Origin of the sequence: Calothrix sp. 336/3, from assembly GCF_000734895.2 — a bacterium.
Lineage (GTDB): Bacteria > Cyanobacteriota > Cyanobacteriia > Cyanobacteriales > Nostocaceae > 336-3.
Genome location: NZ_CP011382.1, coordinates 6,183,849 through 6,203,157 on the forward strand (window position 1 = coordinate 6,183,849; position 19,309 = coordinate 6,203,157).

Here is a 19,309-nt window from a genome sequence, read left to right on the forward strand (position 1 = left end):
TTCGGTTGAATTTTAATTTTTAATTTTGAATTGTCTATGAGATTCCTCTATCATCCAGACCGAAAACATATCTCCTTGGCGGGGGTGCTGTATGCATTGGGCGATCCGGTGCGATTGGAGATTGTGCGGCAACTGGCAACCAGAGGTGAGCAGTGTTGTGCAGGTTTTGAGTTTGCGATCGCCAAGTCCACTATGTCCAACCACTTTAAAATTTTAAGGGAGTCGGGGGTAGTTTGGACAAGAAAAGAGGGGACACAACACATTAATTCTTTGCGAAGGGAAGAATTGGAGGTGCTATTTCCTGGTTTGCTAGATGCTGTGTTGCGTTCTGCTCAACCGATGGTAAATCAGGAAAGCTTAGTGAATAGCTAGTTAATATTAGGCAGCAGGGAGCGAGAGGCGATATATCGTCATTTATTTAGATATAACCTTTTCGATTGGTACTGCCCAACTCAGGCGATTAATTTTTTTGTGTAGGGTTTCTTCTGCTTCCGAACCGTCCATAAACACAGAAGGTGAATCCCATAGGGGGTAAGCGTGCATACCATTCACACCGACCACTTGCCCTTGCTGGTTGAGTAATGGTCCACCACTCATACCTTTTTGAATATCATTAGTGTAACCAATTTGGTATCCTCCTTCTAAGGGTTTTGGCAGCAATAATGAGATTTTACCTGAATTAAAAACTAGCTTTTGTTTATGGGTACTATCTTCGATGTAGGGGAACCCAGCGACAAAAACAGATTCACCGACTTGGGGTTGTTTGCCAAAGGTTGCGACTGGATAGACTTGGCGATCGCAGTGGAAAGTAAGAACCGCTAGGTCATGACCTTGGGCAAAATTCTGCTTTAATGATGGATATTTTTTGGGGATATGAGCATTCCAAATCTGACCGTCTGATGTTTGAATCCGGTAGGGGGCTTCTCCAGCGCGTAACACATGGGCATTGGTGAGTACTGTATAAACAGATTCTTTTTTTTGTAGTATAATCCCTGAGCCTAAAAAGTCCTGAGACATGACTTTGACTGTAATCTTTTGGGCATACTGATGCAGCTTTTTGACTGCTTGGGGCGATAATTTTTCAGTTGATGCCGAGGATAGTTGGGCATTGAGGGGGGCAGTTGATTTTGCCTTGTCGCTTGGTGAGACGGTTGATGAAGAAGAGGAGATAATCTCACAGGCAGCTAATGATACACAAAATACACAGGCGATCGCCGCAATGTACCGACTCATATCATCTCACCCCCATATCACATTCTGGGACAAGAAGATTTTGCCGAAAATTGGTGGCAAAAAAATATCTAACAAGTAGGTAACTTGCTCAAACAAACACCCTAACCTCCAAGATGATTGGGGGCTAGGGAAATAATCATCACAAAAAACTACTAGGGATGGATTATGGAGTATTGCTACTGTTTGCATTCGACTCATCACCTTGTTCAACCGTAGCACCCTTGAGGTAGGCATCAAAATTTACACTCATTCTATTACTACCTCTGACAGTATAGGGGTTGCCGGCGACCAATCCACGACGATCCATTAATTGGTTTAAAGCAGTTTTGGGATTCGTGCCCGGTCTGAGAGTAAATAATAAGTTATTCTCTGTACAAGGTTGATTTCTTTTTGTTGTCGCACAAATCACAGGCTGATTGTTTAAGTTACCTGCGGTAATGAATCTCAAGGTTCCATTGTCATAGCTCTTCTGAAAACGACGTGAAACTTCTGTGCAGCGCCGCAGAGCATTCCAGTCGGTAGAGAAATAGTTATTTGATAGCCAGCGAATCATTGCTACTTTTCTACCATCGGGAGAATAGGCAACTGTCATCGGAACTCCATCTTTTCTAGTTTCACACTTGAAGGTTGTACCTCCAGCGTAACTAGGCTGTGTATGGATAACTGTACCAGCAAATCCACTTGTAACAGCGATCGCCATTCCCATCAAAAATTTTGTAGATAACCTCAGCTTCATAAGAAATAGACTCTACTGAACTATAAAGAGATATTGTCCACGCACCAAGCTATATATGTATACAACCAGAGGTGTCCTAATTTCGGAAGATATCTCAGATATATCAGTAAATATATTTGATTGTGGTAAAGAAATGATAAAGAGTCATACTTAAGTCACAATCTCATTTCTCAGATGAAGCTGGACAAATATTGACAGATAGGCAGCTAGGAGCAAAGAGCAGAGCATTCTCATCTGTCACCTCCGATTGTTGTACAGACAATAAAGCCTCAGTATTCAGTAAAGGTAAGGTAATTTTGACGGTTGTTCCCTGGTGTAAACCAGCACTTTCTAAAGTGATAGTACCTCCCATCAGCTCAATCAAATTGCGAGAAATGGCTAAACCTAACCCCGTACCGCCCTTGCGAGCGCTGTTGCTGTCTACCATGACATAGGGACGGAAGAGTTTTTGTTGTTGTGCAAGGTCAATACCGATACCCGTATCCTGAATGAGAATGATCACTTGTGGCTCTGCTTCTGTAGCTTGCATTTTAGTGTGAATATTAATACTGCCGACCTCAGTAAATTTTGTGGCATTGCCAATCACATTGATTAGCACCTGTTTCAGCTTTAAAGGGTCAACATTGACAGGAATTGCTGTCTCCATCTGGGAAATATTTAACTGTAAGCCTTTCTGCTGGACATTCACCGATTGTAAATTCACCACATCTTTGAGGATGTCCCGCAGGTCGATCGCCTCCAGAGCAACAGCAAGTTTACCAGCTTCACTCTTAGAATTATCCAGAATATTATTGAGGATAGCTAATAAGTACATGGCAGCGCTATCAGCAATTTGAAGGTATTCTAGTTCTTCCTCTCGGCTATCGCATAACCCTTCGCGTACGAGACGCACATAGTTGAGGATAGTATTGAGGGGATTACGTAGCTCGTGGGAGGCAGTTGCCAAGAGTTGGGTTTTACTTTGGTTTGCGGCTTTCGCTTCTTGCCAGGAAGCCTCTACTTCTTCTGCCCAAGCTTTCAGCCTTTCCACCATCTGATCTAGAGCTTGGGATAATTGATTGAATTCTCGAATGGAAAAATCACGGGGTACGGGTGTGGTGCTGTTGTGGCTGTGTAAATTGAGGGCATAGTCCCGTAGTTCTTCCACCGGACGAGCCAAACACCGGGCTAAATACAGGGCAGCAGCTAAACTAGTCGCGACCAAACCTACTGTTAAGGTGACTAAAATTACCTTGATTTGTCCGAGTCCATAGAGGGCATTACTGACAGGGGTGACAGCCATAATCACCCATTTTTGGTTAGGGATTGTAGGGTTATTGATTGCTGTGTAGCCTACGAGTAATTCTTCCCCTTTGTTGCCGAAAAACAAATGTAGTGAGTCTTGGTGTCCTTGGAGAGCGTCTTTCACTATCTGTGCTAAACGTTCGGCATCATCATGTTCATTAATGTTGCTACCAATGTAGCTGGAAATGGGGTGGGAGAGGATAGTACCGTTTTCCGCGATGATAACTGTTGAGCCTGCAAGTACACCAGGTTGGTTGGTGACGATTTCGTGAGCAAATTTGGATTGAAAAATCAGGTTGTAGCGCCATTGCCCTGTTTTATCGTATACAGGACTAGATAGTAATAGCCGCAAATGGTTGTGAGTTTCTCTCTTACCCGTAGTGCCAAATTTTGGAGGGAGTATTGGCTCTATTGTGATGCCATCTGGAGATGGGGAGGAGAGCATCTCGACTGTTTGGGAGCAAGTACTGGTGATGACTTGCTGAGTTTGGGCATTTGTGAGTTGAATGCACTCAACTTGTGGGGGGAGATGGGCAGTTAGCTGGGTGAAAAACAATTGAACTGCGGGAATTTCTCCAGATTTCAGGGCTTCTGTTTGGCTCGCAGTGAATAAGTTAGCTTTGAGGGTGGCGATCGCATCATCTAAATTTTTTCCCTTAATAATGGCATTGGCGGTTAAATTTTGCCTGGAAGTGTCGAGCAAACTAGAGCTTGCCTTTTTGTAAGCAACAGTCTCTCCAATTAATAAGACTGGCACAGACAAAAGCAAAATCTTGGAGACTAAAATCCGGCGAAAAGATGATTGACGTTGCTTAAGCATCAGCACACTCTCTCAGCATCTGCAAACCATGACAGCAGGAAAATTAAATTTAGATCGGTTAATGTTTGAATAGTTCGCCAAACATTGCAGTATCTATTTCCCCTCAAAATCAATTGCCTAGGGACAGAGCAAAAATCCCGAAAATGGGGATAGTTAGCTGTGACAGCAAATTGATTTGCAGACAAGTTAGTTGCTGAGAATAGGTGACAGGGGTTTTCCTGCATCGTTATTTTTTGTCAAAATCAACAGTCTGAACAATTTTCGATTTCAGATGGGGGCGAATTTTTCTGAGGAAAGATGCCTGATTATCCAGATGTTGCCAGATTTGGCAATTAAAGCTGAATATATGAGGCAATTTTCACCAATCTCCAATCTCCAATTGATAAATTCAAGCTCAAAACAAGCTTATGTTAAAACATCGTCCTCATACCACTGTGGTTTTGGCAATGAGTGCAGATGGCAAAATAGCAGATGTGGCGCGATCGCCTGCACGGTTTGGTTCAAAGGTTGACAAAACACACCTGGAAAAGCAAATTGCCACTGCCGATGGGGTTTTATTTGGCGCTGGGACTTTGCGCGCTTACGGTACAACTCTTACCGTATCACACCCTGAACTGATACTAAAGCGAATCAGGGCTGGTAAACCCTCACAACCAGTTCATATAGTACTTACAGACTCTGCTCATCTGGATCCGGAGATGCGTTTCTTTCAACAACCGATAAAACGCTGGTTAATTACCACCACTGCGGGGGCAATTTTTTGGCAAAATCGGGCAGAATTTGAGCGAGTCATGACATTTGAAACAGCCACAGGAAAAGTAGACATTGCCACAGCCTTAAAATACCTAACCACTTTGGGTATAGCACAATTATCTGTTCTCGGTGGAGGTGATGTGGTGGCTTCCCTATTGGCATTGAAATTTATTGATGAAATTTGGCTGACTGTGTGTCCGATAATTATTGGTGGGGCGATCGCGCCGACTCCTGTATCTGGCATAGGTTTTTTAGCTGATAATTACCCTCAGTTAGAGCTCTTAGAAGTGGAGAGAATTAACCAAGAAGTCTTTTTACACTACAGATTGATTTGATCAATTAAACTCAAAAAAGCTTTGTTTCGGAAACCCGTGATGGTGGAACAACTCAAACCGCGTTATTCTGTTGCCTGGATTAATCAGATTGCTGAAGTTCCCCAGACTGCTTGGGATGCTTTGGCAATGTCACTGAAAACACCCTTTTTCGAGTGGGATTGGTTACATAATTTAGAAAGCTCTGGAAGTGCTACAGCAAAAACAGGTTGGTTGCCCAATCATTTAACATTGTGGCGCGATCGCAGTCTGATTGCTGTGGCTCCTCTGTATCTCAAAGGACATAGTTACGGGGAGTTTGTCTTTGATCAGCAATGGGCAGAATTATCTCAAAGAATTGGGGTGGAATATTACCCGAAGCTCTTGGGAATGGCTCCTTTTACTCCGGCAGAGGGATATCGATTTTTAATTGCTCCGGGGGAAGATGAGGTAGAAATTACCACGCTGATGTTACGGGAAATCGATAGTTTTTGCCAGCGAAATCGCATATCTGGCTGTCATTTTCTCTATGTTGATCCCCAATGGCAAAAAATTGCTGAACAGCAGGGTTATACTCCCTGGTTACACCATAGTTATATTTGGCAGAATTCGGGTTTTGAGAGTTTTGATGGTTACTTGCAAGTTTTTAATGCTAACCAGCGACGAAATATTAAACGAGAGCGCAAAGCAGTGGAAAAAGCTGGTTTACGACTACAAGCAGTCACGGGGGAAGAAATTCCTCTGTCGATGTTTTCCTTGATGTATGATTTTTATGCTGATACTTGCGATAAGTTTGGCTGGTGGGGGAGTAAGTACCTGACAAAGAAGTTTTTTCAGCAGTTACATGATAATTACCGCCATCGGGTAGTATTTTTTGCTGCCTACGGGGATGGAAAACCAGGGCAACCTGTGGGAATGTCTTTTTGTTTATTCAAGGATGAGAGGTTGTATGGGCGCTACTGGGGCAGTTTCCAAGAGATAGATTGCCTACATTTTGATGCTTGTTATTATGCGCCGATTGAGTGGGCGATCGCCAATAATATCCAACTCTTTGATCCCGGTGCGGGTGGCAGACATAAAAAACGCCGAGGGTTTCCAGCGACTGGGAATTATAGTCTCCATCGCTTCTACAATCATCGTCTGGGGCAAATATTATCTGCCCATATCCGTGAGGTGAATGTACATGAACAACAAGAAATAGATGCTATTAACGCAGAGTTACCCTTTGCTCAACCCAAGAGTCTGGAGAATCCCTGAGATCAGCTTTTCTTGGGATTTCCTGCTTGGGTTCATCACTTCCAGGTCTGACAACAGTTAGAATCCAATTATTCCTAATACCATTAGATTTCAGACTTAATCATGTTCCAAACATTTAGAGCAATCTTAAGAGGAAATTTGTTGCATTGGGGAGACGAAGTAAAACCCCTTTCTAGAGATGAAATCGGAGTACAGGTCTTAGTGACAATTCTGGAAGATGAGCCAATACCAGAAGCAACTGGACGAGGTAAAAGAATGGCAGCAGTGTTGGAAAAACTAGCACAAACACAAGCTTTTACAGAAATCGATCCGGTAGCTTGGCAGAGGGATGTAAGACAAGATAGGGAACTTCCTGGTCGAGATAAATAATGTTATGGAATCCTTTTGAAGAATAATTATTAATTATCAACTTTGAGATTGGTTGGCGATCGCCCCCTTGTAGACTTTTGCAAAATAGCGCCCCCTTGTAGACTTTTGCAAAATAGCGCCCCCTTGTAGACTTTTGCAAAATAGCGCCCCCTTGTAGACTTTTGCAAAATAGCGCCCCCTTGTAGACTTTTGCAAAATAGCGATCGCCAGTGAGCTAAATCCACTAAATATCAATGGGGAAAACCCAATCCTGGTACTCAGAATCACGATTTTCCGTAATTGCTACCAGCTTTTCGCGGATTTTTTCACTAATTGGTCGATTTTCTGGGAGATAATAATTTTCAATCCGATTCACTGGCACAACTTTTGCCGCAGTACCACTGAGAAAGACTTCATCAGCAATCAATAACTCCGATTTATCTACGGCTCTTTCAATCACCGGAATCCCAAAATTCTTGGCAATTGTCACTACACTATCCCTGGTAATCCCTTCCAAAATATCATGGTCGAAACCAGGGGTAATAATTTGCCCATTTCTGACTACAAAGATATTCATCCCCGAAGCTTCGCTGACTTTCCCCTGGGAATTCATCAGGATAGCTTCATCAAAACCAGATTCCGCCGCTTCTGTTTTTGCCAGGGAAGAGGTAATATAAGCACCACAAATTTTACCTCGTAGGGGGAAACTAGCATCTTCCTGACGCTGCCAAGAGCTAATCCGGCAACTCACACCTGCGGGGGAAAGATAATCACCTAATTCAATGCCATAAACGGCGAAATTCTTATCAATATTATGTAATCTAGGGGCAATCCCTAAATCGGAAGTATAAACGAAAGGACGAATATAAAAAGAACTTGTCGGTCGATTTTTCTTAACAAATTCAATAATAGTTTCTTGAATTTTGGTCGCGGGTAAATTATAGTGCAGAAACTTGGCGCTTTGGCTGAGTCTTTGAGAATGGCGATCAAGTCTAAACAGCAGAATTTGAGAGGGATTTTCCGGATTGGGAATACCTCGCATTCCTCCAAAAGCTCCTGTACCATAGTGTAAAGCATGGGTGGCAATGGAGATTGTCGCCTCGGCAAAGGGTACAAATTTATCTTGGAAATAAGCAATAGGTAAAAAATTGTACATAACTATCCAGTTGGGGAAATGAAAAAATAACGGCGTTCTCTTAGAGGGAACGCTGTCGATAATAGCATTTCAATTTGAGATTTTCTCTAATCGAGAAGCCACATCTGTGATGAATTATCCTCTCTTTCCGTTGGTGGTGTGAGGGGAACCCTTTCTGGGGCACGATGGGATTTTCTGTAGGAGAGGGATTTGGCGATTTCTGCTTCTTTTCTGACGATGCTGCTGGTTTTTCCTTGTTTCAAGTTAGTGAGTTCTGCGGTAAGTTGAGAGTTAGATTCTGCTAATTGCAGAGCATCTTTTTTAGCGTCATAGAGTTCTTTTTTTAACCTTTCAGTCATATTTTGCTCTTCAGCTAAGGTTAATTCCAGGGTAGTAATTTTCTCTTGGAGATTTGCCTGATGCTTTTGAGATTTTTCTAGGGTAGTAATAGTCGCTGTTAATTCTGTGACTTTTTCTTGTAGCTTTGCCTGATGTTTTTGGGCTTTTTCTAGGGTAGTAATAGTCGCTGTTAATTCTGTGACTTTTTCTTGCAGCTGTGCCTGATGCTTTTGGGCTTTTTCTAGGGTAGTAATAGTAGTTGTCAATTCTGTTATTTGTTGTTGTAGGTTGCTTTCCCTTTGTTGAGTGGCTGCTAAATCTTGAGCCACTGACTCTAATTGAGATATTTTCTGGTGTAAATCTGTTGTTTCCTGCCGTGATGTTTCTAACTCTGCTTGTAACTTTTTGATGATATTTTCGGTGTCAGGATTTAGGGTAGTTAATTCTGATTTTTCAGAGACTGGGGTTGCGGTGACATCAATCACTGCGTTAGTTTCTGTATTTTCTGGGGATGGGTTGGTTTGTGCTTCTTCTTTCAACAAATCAGCAAGACGTTTTCTCGGCATTTTACTTTCTCCAATCACGCTGTAATTCATTAGCTACACGGCGATAGTCAGATTCGGCTTCTCGCGCATTTTTCCCGCGCCATTTGGTAATTGCTACACCTTCTAATGCTGCCCGCTCATGGGCTTTGTAGGCACGAATGAAGGCATGGCAAGCGGGTATTCCTAATTGCATGAGAGTATTTTGTGCTTCTAGTGCTTCTCCTAAACTGCGGGTATCAACTTTCGTGAGTAATACTCGGTGGGGGGTTCCCACGGGGGTAACTGCTGCTCTCACGGTATCAATTAGGACTGTTAAATCCATTGGTGCTGGTGGTGTGGGCAAAACCAAATAGTCTGCGATCGCCACTACTTTTGCTAATGCTTCCGAGTGCAGTGCTGGAGGTGTATCAACCACTATTAGATCGTAACCTGTAATCTTCTTTAAATCACCTAATAATTGAGGATTTACTTCTTGGGATAAATCGAACCCCATGGTATTCTGGCTACGTCCAAACCACCAACTCGCAGAACCCTGAATATCTGCATCTATCAACAAGACTTTTTTCTCTTCAGCGAAAGTTGCCGCTAGGTTGACTGCGGTGGTTGTTTTACCTACTCCCCCTTTGCCGTTGAGGATAGCGATGATTTTGGGAATTGCTGCCACTTTAAAATAATTCGTAATTCGTAATTCGTAATTCGTAATTACGTTTTGTTACGGGGATTTAAACCCAGACACAAAACACGCTGCTTATAGAAGCAGGGGACTTAAACTCTCAAAGTTGGTTAAAAACCAAACCCTTTGGAGATTTGTCTTAATCCGTAATACTCATAAATACCAGAATACCAGGCAATTGTGACTATAAATGAGTAGGGAGTAGGGAGTAGGGAGTAAGGAGTAAGGAGTAGGGAGTAATGGGAAAAAATACCTTGCTTGATTGGGGTATGTCAGGAGTTAAGGGTTTTTTCGATGCGGCGATCGGGGATGAGCCAAATGATGGCTACTAGGGTGTATAACAGACAAGCAGCCCAGGAGTTGACGAAGGAAATTAAAATTGCCACTGTATAGATTCCTAGAGATATTTTACCTTTGAAGTCTCGACCGAGGGCGATCGCCAAGGTGGAATCTTTACCGTGATGAGCAACTAGGGTAGTGGTAAGAATTGTGTAGGCGATCGCTGCTAATAATAAGACTACGCCATACAGAGCTACGGGCAAGGGGGCTAAATGGTTTTCACCTAACCATCCAGTCACGAAAGGAATCAGTGATAACCAGAATAGTAAATGCAGATTCGCCCACAGTACCCTACCATTAACATATCTGACTGCTTGTAATAAATGATGATGATTACTCCAGTAAATACCGAGGTAAATAAAACTCAAAACATAGCTAAAAAATACTGGTATCAGTGGTTTGAGAGCGGCTAAATCGGCTTCATGGGGAACTTTTAATTCTAGTACCATGATGGTGATGATGATAGCAATTACACCATCACTGAATGCTTCTAATCGGTTTTTCTCCATATTGATGGCATCATCTGATTTTCCTTATTTTCGCAGTCTTGTAGTCATGGCGATCGCTCCCCTAGGAAAATAATCAAAGGGATAGGGGATAATTGGGCAAAGCATCCCTGTAGAGTTTGATGCAGATTTAAAATTAGTGGCGATCGCTGTGATGAAATATGACTGATACAGTCACCATGAAAAATCAAGGTTTTGAGCTTGCTTCCTCTTGTTAAGTTTTAAAATGACGACGAAAACGGGAGTCGAGCTTATCATTTTTTCTTTGGTTGCAGGTAAGGCAAAGAGTTTGTAAATTACTCATATCATTTTGACCACCACGGGCAAGGGGTATGATATGGTCAATGGTTAATTGGCTTTCTGTCTCTTTCTTGCCACAACTTTGACATTGATACTGATCGCGTTGCAAAACATATTGACGCACTTCTTTCGGGATAGGAATACGCGGAGTTTTTGCCATAACTATTGCGTGATTTTATTGTGTTATTTGACTGATTTGCCGACGAATATCTTCCAGAGGTGATTCTGATTCGGGTGTTTCTTCTATTTCTAGTTCATCTGGGGCAAATTCTAGGGATATTTTAATTCTGACTTTTCCTTTCTGCCATTTTTTACCAGGTACAAGAAGCTCACATTCCATACCTTCATTAAACCAAGAACTAATAGAGCGGGAATAAGGTATACTTCCTCTTCCTTCTGATGACAATTTATTTCTTAATTTTTCCCAAAACTCACCAAAAAATGCTTTTACTATATATTGAGTCATGTCAATGACTTTAAAGCTATGGCTATCAATATATATCATTGCATCATCTGTATCAGATTCTTTACCTAATTTGCGAAATTCATTATTCATAGTATTATTCCTCGATAAATCATCATTTATTATTTGTCAGAATCATTACATTCTTCTGAAATCATCCAAAGGTGACTCAGGAGGGAGAATAACTGAGTTGCAATTATCCAAATCATCTACATTTTCTTCCTCAATGATAATTTCTATACTGACTTCGATTTTCATTTTTCCTTTCTTCCAGTTTTCATAACCTAATTGGAGAATTTCACATTCAATACCATTCTGTAACCAGTGCTGATGTGGAGGGTTTTTGGCAGGATGTCCATCTACATTCAAGTTAACTCCTTTATTTTTTAATTCATGATTTAATTGATTACCCAAATTAACATTCAATGATTTTCTCAAGGCTTCTCGAATTTTACCGACTTTGTATGTGTAATTATCAGAAAAAGAAACTACATCATTATCATTACAGTCAATCTTTTTAAAAGTTTCTGGCATTTTTTTATTTTCTCCTTAAAAATAATCAAATTCTAGAATTTTAACATTTAGAAGTAGGTTGGGTTGAACAAAGTGAAACCCGATACCAATATATACATTGGGTGATTCAGATCATGTTGGGTTATACAAAGCCTGCACCCAACCTACATTTAATGTACTAAATGACAACAAAGATAACGCTACTACAAACTTTTAAACTGTAGCCGTAACAAATACATTCTCCTCCGTCGCTACAGATTCTAAATCCTCGATTACAGGTAAAAGATGCTCATACAAACCCATACTCTGCAAGCAACTATTAATATTACCCACAGCCAAATTGTAAGCAATAATTTTTTGTTCAACTGTTCCTAACAAACGCTGGTTTTGGATAATTTTTTCCTCTGCTTCCTGTTGCAAAGTAGTTTCTAAATAGGCTCGTGCCTGGGCATATTGCTGTAAAATATCATCAGCTTGTTTATCAGCCATGGGTAATAGCTGGGTTTTCAGAACCTGATTCACCGTTTGGCGGAAATTTTTGCGAATCGTTTCGTTTACCTTGGGTTCAAAATCGAGCTTCAACAATTGTCGAATTGCGGGTTCAGCTTCCACCATACTTTCACAGTCATAACCTTGGGAAGTTTGCAACAAAGTTTGCCGGAATTGGTAAATTGAAAAAGTACCTTCATCGTAAAATCTAGGACTTTCTCTGACAAAGCGATCGCACTCTACCTTTGCATTACTTACTAACCCGTGAAGTACATCTTTTTCTAATAGCTTTAATTCCTGTTCAATTCCGCTATCATTACCCAATAAACGGTATAATTGACGGTAGAAGTCGGCTTTACGGATATCATCTAATAAACGTTGGAAAAGATTAGTCACCAACTCTTGGCAAGATGCCACTAAAATATCTTCTAGTTGATTGGCTAAATAATAAAATGCCTCAACTAAAATTGCCAAAAGTGGTGCTGTCGCGTTGCGAGGATGGCTGTAAGTTGCTCGACGGTAAGCATCTGCCACGGAAAAAGTATCTAATAATTCATCTAATCGCCGAATCATTTTGACTTGCAATTGGCGAAAATCACTTTCAAACGCATCACAATTATTAGTAATAATTCGATTGACTTCTGTTGTAATATACTCGCTAAAATCCTTACCTACCTGCTGTAACTGTTGGTTGAGACGTTGTAACTCTTGTACTTTCATTGCCTCAATTTCTCGCGGTTGACTATCTAAATTGCGCTGCATTTCCTGATAGGATTTTTTTAGTTGAATGCAAGCATCTTCTAAGTCATCTGCTAAAACTTTAAATAGTTGAGGGCGTTTTTCTTCTGTTAAGTAACGGGTAATCGCAGTACGAAACTCTTCGACTCCACTATCTTGAATCAGTCGATTAATTAAAGGTTGTCCCTGCTCTGCTAAAATTCGTGTATAGTTCTCATTGGGAGTTTCAAAGCTATTCACAGAAACACGAAACTGAGTCAATTTACCCGAATTACTACAATAACGGAGAAATTCATTGACAAATTGTGGTGTTTCTTCCTCTCCATCTAAACCTTTAACACTTTCACTAAAAACAGAATCTAAACCAAATCTATCTTTACCACTTGTCTGTTTAATTTGACTGCCATAGAATCCTAACAATCCGCTAGTTTTGTACACACGAGAGTTTTCTCGAAACTGATTCAGAATCAAATCATCCAGACGTTGACGCAGCTGGGTATTGTGCCAAGTTTCATCAATACGGTTGAATATATAAAACACGCGATCGCGTATCCCCCCATTTCCCCGCATCGTTTCTAAAAGTTGGGTTTCTTCCTTCGTCATATCCCCCGCAGATGCAGGTTTTAGCACACACACCACCGCAGAAGTATCAGGATTTTGAATCTTTGCATAGGTTAACTGTGCATCCTTTTCCACGGGTGCATCAATTCCGGGTGTATCGATAATCACGTTCCCATCTTCTAGTAGGGGATGGTGACAGTAGTATTCAATACGTCGCAATACGGAACTATTACTACCTCGACGAGCATAACTTGCAGCTTCCTTGAGATTAGTAAAATTGAATTTTTCCATGGAATAGGTAGCATTCATGACTGTGTGGATATGCTCTCGATTATTCACATATCCTTCTAGCAATAAAATTAATGCTTTTGCTTGTTTTGCGCGCTCTGATTTCCCCTCACCACCCTCTTTTTGGATAATAGTTTGACAACCTTCTGTGAGTAAATCACTTACCTCTGGGCGATTAATATTAGCAACTGTATCAAATCCTAATCTTTGACATAAAGAGATTGCCTGATCTCTAATTTCTGCTTCACTTAAAAATGTTAATACGACTCGCTCTTCTCCCGGTGGTGCATATTCAATTTTACATTCCGTACCGGTGGCGTGTCCCTCTGCACTATATAATAGCTCTCGTTCTAGTAGTGCGTTAATTAGCATTGATTTGCCAGCACTAAATGCACCTGCGAAGACAATCTCGAATTTGGGGGCGATCGCCTTATTTAAGGAAGTCTTGATTGCTGTTGTATCATAGTTCCGAAGGTGAGATTCTTGCTGTAACAGTTGAAGAATAGAATCTACTTGTGATTGCAAGTTTTCACACTGGGGTAGAAGCTGAGTCATAAAACATATTTAAGAAATATTCTATATATTTTATTAACTTAACCTCTAGCTATACGTCCGTAGTTATACATAAAGCGCTTCAGCATTAAGCATTAATATAACTTAGGCAGTAGTGAGGAAAAAATGATGATTGCAGATTACTTTTAAGCTTCTGATGAGGTATAGTATTGCCTCTACATAAGTTCTAATTTTACATCAGTTGATAAATATTTAATTGATATAAAATCACTGATTACTTGTTCAGGTTTAAACTATTGCTACGGATGAAACTGCCTTAAGTTGTTGGAGAATCTTTGCCTGCATTTGTTGATACTGTTTGCGCAAAATATTTTTGCTGAGTTGAGGATTGCTAGAAGAGGGTAAATTTTTGTTAGACTCTAACCAACTTTTTAACATTTGCTGTTGATGGTTTTCTATACGACAGCTGAGAACATTGACACAATTATTAGGTTTTTCTAAGGTGAAGAAAATCAAAGGATAGCATTCATGATTTAAGAGTGCATTCACTAACTGATAATGATGGGAATTATGTAAATCTAAATAACAAGGTAGCCACTTGGGTGGGAGATTAGAATGATAAATTAATGTCACCCACAACAGCATCGGATGGGGTGCAGATATGGGAAGAAAATAATTATAGCAACGACAGAGAGAGTAGTTACGAATATCTTCCTGTGGCATCATTAACCAGAGCGCAGTTACAGAATCCTGGGGGGTTTTGACAAAGTGAGGAAAAACAATTGTTTGAATCGGTTTATTCTTTTTCCAGGTTAATTGCCGACAAGCTTGCTCTATATGATTATCTAATTTTGGCTGATGATAAATACTTTGTGATATTTTATGGTGAGCAATTTTTTCTGTATTTTCTAACCCTTCTAATACTTGCAGAACCTCTGTTAAGTTTTGGGGGCGATCGCAAACTTTTTTTTCTAGACAAGCCAAGATTAATTTCTCTAATTCCTTGGGTACTTTGAGGTGGGGATTAACTTCATGAAATGTCCTCGGTTTTTCAAAATTATGTATCTTATACCAAGCACCAAATAATTCACTTTCGGGTTGCCAAGGTTTACAACCAGTCAGCATTTCATACATCATCACTCCCAAACTATAAATATCAGAGCGACTATCTAATTCGCTATTATTTAATTGTTCTGGAGAGCAGTAAGCTACTGTGCCATGAAATATTTGATTAGTGCTACAAATATCACCATGATTTACGAATCGAGCAATCCCAAAATCTAAAATTTTCGCCAATTGACCTAATATAGGATCCTGTAAGATTAATATATTTGCAGGTTTGATATCTCGATGTACTAAAGAATAAACCTTCCCATTAATATTTAAGCCTTTATGAGCGCATTGTAATCCGAGACAGATTTGACGTGAAATCTTGAGAAATGTTGTTAATGGTAAGGGAATTAAATCTTTGAGACTATTCCCAGAAAGATATTCCATGACATAAAAAGGTTTCTCATCCTCACTCACACCAAAATCTGTAACTCTGACAATGTGTATGCTTTTATGACTCAAAGCAGCACAAATCTGCGCTTCCCTGGCAAAATCTTCTTGAATTTTCTGATCAATAAATTTACCCGTGATAAACTTAACGGCAACAGTTACTCCACCGAGGAGAATATCTTTAGCTAAAAAAACCTCACCCATCCCCCCTCTACCAATTGACTGCTGAATCTGATAGCGTTTGGCAATTAGCTGATTACTAACAGGGGAAATATATATATGCTTATTCACTTTGAATTACTCCACCCGAAAAATAAAATTGTATATTTAAGTCATATTCACGGGCTAATATGAAAATTTTTGTAAAAATCTCCTGACAATTTTACCCAACCAAGATTTGACTTTGTGTGGATTAGGTTGCTGCTGATTGGTTAAGTAATGAATAATTTCTGGCTTGAGCTTTTCATATTTAGCTTTCAGCATATTTTTACTATCATGGAGTGATAGCATCACATTATTTTTATGGCTAGAGTCTAACCAATCTAACAATTGCTGACGTTGTTGTGTATTTAGGCTTAAAGTCAATACCTGACGACACTTATTAGGTTCTTCTATGGCAAAAAATAGTAAGTGATAATAGCCTGTTTCTGCTAAAACTTTGACGATTCTTTGCCCCCTACTATCCTTTAAATCTAAACAATAGGATAGCCAACGAGTTAATTGTAATTTGATATCAGAAAGGACAGTAATCCAAAGAATAGCAGGATACAAATCCTTTTCAAATACAAACTCAGTGCAGTTAATTTTCTCTGAGAGCTTTTCAATCTCCTTGAGGGGTAACATTGCCCACAGGGTAGCAGAATTACCTTGCTGAGTATGTAATAAATGGGGGAAACAAATAGGTGCTATTGGCTTGTTTTTGGGCCAAGTTTTTTGTAAACATACCTGCTCTGAAATTGTAGTTACAGGTACTAATTGTAAGGAAAGATAATTATCTGAATTATCGGTATCAGGCAGAGTTTTATTTACTTGCTGTTTAACTTTTTCTAGGGTGAGCAAAATCTCATTTATACTAGATGGACGAGCATTTACATCCTTGGCTAAACAACCCATAACTAAATTTTGTAATTCCTGAGGAATTTTCACCTTGGATACTACTTTATCAAGTTGTGGTGGTGCTTCAAAACGATGTGCTTGATACCAGTCTCCAAAGGATTTACTTTTCATATGAAATGGGTGCTTACCTGCCAGCATTTCATACATCAATACACCTAAACTATAAATATCCGATCTGACATCTAGTAATTTTCTGCCTTCCATATGTTCGGGAGAGCAGTAGGGTAAACTACCGATAAAAGACTCGGTGAGAGTCATTCCAGAACGTTCACTCAAAAATTTAGCAATGCCAAAATCAAGAATTTTGACAATTTCTCCCTGTTTATTATCATCAATAATAAAAATATTTTCTGGTTTAATATCTCGATGAATAATCGGATATGTCTCTCCCTTGAGATTAACTCCCTGGTGGGCACATTGTAAACCGACACATATTTGCTGACAATAGTTTAAAAATTCTGATATTGATAAAGTATGAAATTTCAAAATAGTTTTGAGAGTTTTACCCTGTAAATATTCCATTACATAAAAAGGAATTTTGTCTTCGGTAATTCCGTAGCTCAAAACGCGGATAATATGTTGATTTTTTCTACCTAATTGAGCGCCAATAAATATTTCTCTCGCAAACCTTTGGGATGTTTGTTGATCATCCAAATTCATGTTAAGAATTTTAATGGCTACTGGCATTCCACCTTTGGCAGCATCCTCGGCAAGGTAGACTCTACCCATACCACCTTTACCAACTAAATCTCGAATTAGATAGCGATTATTGAGAAACTTGCCAATATAAATATCTAATTCTGTTTTCGGGATAAAATCTCTAGTAACTTCATTCTGTAGCATATTTTTATTGATTTTATCTTCCACTTTCTATGAGAGAAATATAAATAGTCTTTATTAATTGCTTGAAACAATAGTGAACGGGAATGGGGAATCCTTACTTGAGTCAAAGACTTTATTTGATTCCTGACTTCCAATCTTGCACAATTCAGATTAGGTATGGTTTGATTTTAAAAAGGAAATATCGAGAATTCCGTAGAGAATTCATGAGATGGAATTAAAGCAAAAGTAAGTGTTTGTAAAAAATCAATAAAATCATGCTGATAGCTTATGTAGAAGCCGGTAGATCTTATCTAACATACAGAATCAGCTATCTGGATGAGAAATTACACGGAAACAATATTTAGCGATAAATAAATTGCTAAAATGTATCAGTGAATGTACGGGTATAGGATATTTGGTGTTGTCAAGATTTACCTGGATTTGCATTTAGCGCTGAGGTGATAAACGACGCAGTAACCGAATTAGGGGGTTTTCTGTTTTCAGCTTGAATGCCAGGATTTGAGTACGTTGCAGGTTATTAAAGTTGTTGTCACTGACAAGAATTAGCGATCGCCCCCCATCGGGTAATTTTGCGCCTAGGGTCAAACCTTCGGTATTATCTAGGAGTACATCCAGGGTTCTTAAGTCCAGGAGTAGCTTTTTCTGTACAGGTTTAATATCTTTCCTATCTGTGGTTAAGAGACTCTCAATACTGCTGATATCAGTGGCATTACTGAAGTCAACTTGAAATAGGGCAATATAGAATCCTAAACCCGTAAATGCACGCTCGATGCTGAGAAAATGTCCTTGATTGTCTAGAGCTAATAAATCGGGAATCCCTGTAGTGTATCGATTTTGGAGATTGATTAAGGGTTTAACTGCTTCTGTAGGGTAGAGAAACTCTTTCTCTGGCTGATTTGTCAGTAAATTGTATTGTAAAACCCGCGAGGGGCTACTCGTACCAGGTTTGGCTTCTGCCCCATCTTGCACTAGAGCGTTTTCAGTAGCTGTAAATAGGGTACGATTATCAGGTGTAACTGTTAAGCTTTCAAATACTAGATTATTGCGAACACCTTTTTTGCCATCTTGATCGGGGAGAAATTTTTCCGGAATGGGTAGGTTGCGAATCTCCTTACCTGTAGCTAGGGCAAATTCTTTGATAAACGGATTTACCTGACTTGCAACATCTCCTTCAGAGGAAATATAGACAGTAGATTTATCAGTTAAGGCAATCCCCTCGGTATCGATAGTACCGGGAGAAAACGTTTTATTTTGCTCATTTAAGAGGGTAGTCACACCAACGATAGAGACATCTTTATTTTGGAGTTTACCTTGGGTGAGATTAATTTTTAATGTGTAAAAACGAGCAGGTGATTTTTGACTGCGGTCATCGGAAATGGCATAATACAAGTCATTCTTGGCATCATAGGTAATACCTGATAACCCGCCAACGATTGTGTTTTGAAAGGATAAATTCTTGGGTAAAACTGCTGAACCGATAAAATCGATTCCGGTGATTTCTAGCGCAGGAGTAGGGATGCTGTTGAAGACAATTATCGTGATAATCAGAGGAACAAGAATATAAAAAATTTTGGTTAAATAATTTCTTTTTTGACGCATGGGGAGAGGGAAAGCGATTTGTAGGGAGTCAGGAGTAGTCAACCGGAGTTCGGGATGAGGAAAAGGGTAGGTAGCAACCTGAAAATAGCATTAAATCCAATCTGAGT

At 39.8% G+C, this 19,309-nt stretch carries 20 protein-coding genes; 5 read left to right on the forward strand and 15 right to left on the reverse strand.

Going from position 1 to position 19,309, the window contains the following annotated elements:
* Positions 1-36 precede the first annotated feature (36 nt).
* The gene (locus tag IJ00_RS25885) at positions 37-372 is read left to right on the forward strand and encodes a helix-turn-helix transcriptional regulator (RefSeq protein WP_035158159.1); all 336 of its coding nucleotides are present in this window, start codon (positions 37-39) and stop codon (positions 370-372) included.
* Positions 373-414: 42 nt separating this feature from the next.
* On the opposite strand, the gene IJ00_RS25890 is transcribed toward IJ00_RS25885, so the two are convergent.
* The 3 genes from IJ00_RS25890 to IJ00_RS25900 form a co-directional block, all read right to left on the reverse strand.
* Entirely contained in the window at positions 415-1,233 is an 819-nt protein-coding gene (locus tag IJ00_RS25890) for a serine protease (protein WP_035158160.1), read from the reverse strand.
* Between the two features lie 163 nt (positions 1,234-1,396).
* The gene (locus IJ00_RS25895; protein WP_035158161.1) at positions 1,397-1,969 is read right to left on the reverse strand and encodes a COP23 domain-containing protein; all 573 of its coding nucleotides are present in this window, start codon (positions 1,967-1,969) and stop codon (positions 1,397-1,399) included.
* Between the two features lie 163 nt (positions 1,970-2,132).
* On the reverse strand, positions 2,133-4,073 hold the full coding sequence (locus IJ00_RS25900; protein WP_035158162.1) for an ATP-binding protein: 1,941 nt from the start codon (positions 4,071-4,073) through the stop codon (positions 2,133-2,135).
* A gap of 407 nt (positions 4,074-4,480) precedes the next feature.
* Between IJ00_RS25900 and IJ00_RS25905 the strand changes: the two genes are divergently transcribed.
* From IJ00_RS25905 to IJ00_RS25915, 3 genes are all read left to right on the forward strand, one after another.
* Positions 4,481-5,161: a RibD family protein gene (locus IJ00_RS25905; RefSeq protein WP_082127399.1), complete on the forward strand. Its 681-nt coding sequence runs from the start codon at positions 4,481-4,483 to the stop codon at positions 5,159-5,161.
* 39 nt (positions 5,162-5,200) lie between these two features.
* A complete protein-coding gene (locus IJ00_RS25910; RefSeq protein ID WP_035158163.1) occupies positions 5,201-6,394 on the forward strand; it encodes a GNAT family N-acetyltransferase in 1,194 nt (397 codons plus the stop codon).
* 102 nt (positions 6,395-6,496) lie between these two features.
* Entirely contained in the window at positions 6,497-6,763 is a 267-nt protein-coding gene (locus IJ00_RS25915) for a hypothetical protein (RefSeq protein ID WP_035158164.1), read from the forward strand.
* Positions 6,764-6,792: 29 nt separating this feature from the next.
* Here IJ00_RS25915 and IJ00_RS29310 read toward each other — a convergent pair whose 3' ends face one another.
* The 5 genes from IJ00_RS29310 to IJ00_RS25935 all read right to left on the reverse strand — a co-directional run bounded on the left by IJ00_RS29310 (position 6,793) and on the right by IJ00_RS25935 (position 10,222).
* Positions 6,793-6,987 carry a hypothetical protein gene (locus IJ00_RS29310; protein ID WP_168163530.1) on the reverse strand — a complete coding sequence of 65 codons (195 nt, stop codon included), beginning with the start codon at positions 6,985-6,987 and terminating at the stop codon, positions 6,793-6,795.
* Entirely contained in the window at positions 6,987-7,898 is a 912-nt protein-coding gene (locus tag IJ00_RS25920) for a branched-chain amino acid transaminase (RefSeq protein WP_035158166.1), read from the reverse strand. The genes IJ00_RS29310 and IJ00_RS25920 overlap by 1 nt, the downstream gene beginning before the upstream one ends.
* An 86-nt stretch (positions 7,899-7,984) precedes the next feature.
* Entirely contained in the window at positions 7,985-8,782 is a 798-nt protein-coding gene (locus IJ00_RS27285; protein ID WP_052754541.1) for a hypothetical protein, read from the reverse strand.
* 1 nt (position 8,783) lies between these two features.
* Positions 8,784-9,416, reverse strand: coding sequence for a ParA family protein (locus tag IJ00_RS25930; protein WP_035159660.1), 633 nt, complete (start codon positions 9,414-9,416; stop codon positions 8,784-8,786).
* Between the two features lie 290 nt (positions 9,417-9,706).
* Complete coding sequence (locus tag IJ00_RS25935) at positions 9,707-10,222, reverse strand: TMEM175 family protein (RefSeq protein WP_238178399.1); 516 nt, start codon at positions 10,220-10,222, stop codon at positions 9,707-9,709.
* A 7-nt stretch (positions 10,223-10,229) separates the two neighbouring features.
* Here IJ00_RS25935 and IJ00_RS30040 point away from each other — a divergent pair, with 7 nt between their 5' ends.
* Positions 10,230-10,355 carry a hypothetical protein gene (locus tag IJ00_RS30040; protein ID WP_256388831.1) on the forward strand — a complete coding sequence of 42 codons (126 nt, stop codon included), beginning with the start codon at positions 10,230-10,232 and terminating at the stop codon, positions 10,353-10,355.
* Positions 10,356-10,493: 138 nt separating this feature from the next.
* On the opposite strand, the gene IJ00_RS25940 is transcribed toward IJ00_RS30040, so the two are convergent.
* The 7 genes from IJ00_RS25940 to IJ00_RS25970 form a co-directional block, all read right to left on the reverse strand.
* Positions 10,494-10,739, reverse strand: coding sequence for an HNH endonuclease (locus IJ00_RS25940; RefSeq protein WP_035158168.1), 246 nt, complete (start codon positions 10,737-10,739; stop codon positions 10,494-10,496).
* 15 nt (positions 10,740-10,754) lie between these two features.
* Positions 10,755-11,135 (reverse strand): KGK domain-containing protein, encoded by a 381-nt coding sequence (locus tag IJ00_RS25945; protein WP_035158169.1) that lies wholly within the window; start codon positions 11,133-11,135, stop codon positions 10,755-10,757.
* A 45-nt stretch (positions 11,136-11,180) separates the two neighbouring features.
* Positions 11,181-11,576, reverse strand: a complete 396-nt coding sequence (locus IJ00_RS25950; protein ID WP_035158170.1) for a KGK domain-containing protein — start codon at positions 11,574-11,576, stop codon at positions 11,181-11,183.
* 192 nt (positions 11,577-11,768) lie between these two features.
* Positions 11,769-14,186 (reverse strand): dynamin-like GTPase family protein, encoded by a 2,418-nt coding sequence (locus tag IJ00_RS25955; RefSeq protein ID WP_035158171.1) that lies wholly within the window; start codon positions 14,184-14,186, stop codon positions 11,769-11,771.
* 246 nt (positions 14,187-14,432) lie between these two features.
* Positions 14,433-15,935, reverse strand: coding sequence for a serine/threonine-protein kinase (locus tag IJ00_RS25960; protein ID WP_035158172.1), 1,503 nt, complete (start codon positions 15,933-15,935; stop codon positions 14,433-14,435).
* A 54-nt stretch (positions 15,936-15,989) separates the two neighbouring features.
* The gene (locus IJ00_RS25965; RefSeq protein WP_035159661.1) at positions 15,990-17,603 is read right to left on the reverse strand and encodes a serine/threonine-protein kinase; all 1,614 of its coding nucleotides are present in this window, start codon (positions 17,601-17,603) and stop codon (positions 15,990-15,992) included.
* A 426-nt stretch (positions 17,604-18,029) separates the two neighbouring features.
* Positions 18,030-19,202, reverse strand: coding sequence for an esterase-like activity of phytase family protein (locus IJ00_RS25970; RefSeq protein ID WP_035158173.1), 1,173 nt, complete (start codon positions 19,200-19,202; stop codon positions 18,030-18,032).
* Positions 19,203-19,309: the final 107 nt, after the last annotated feature.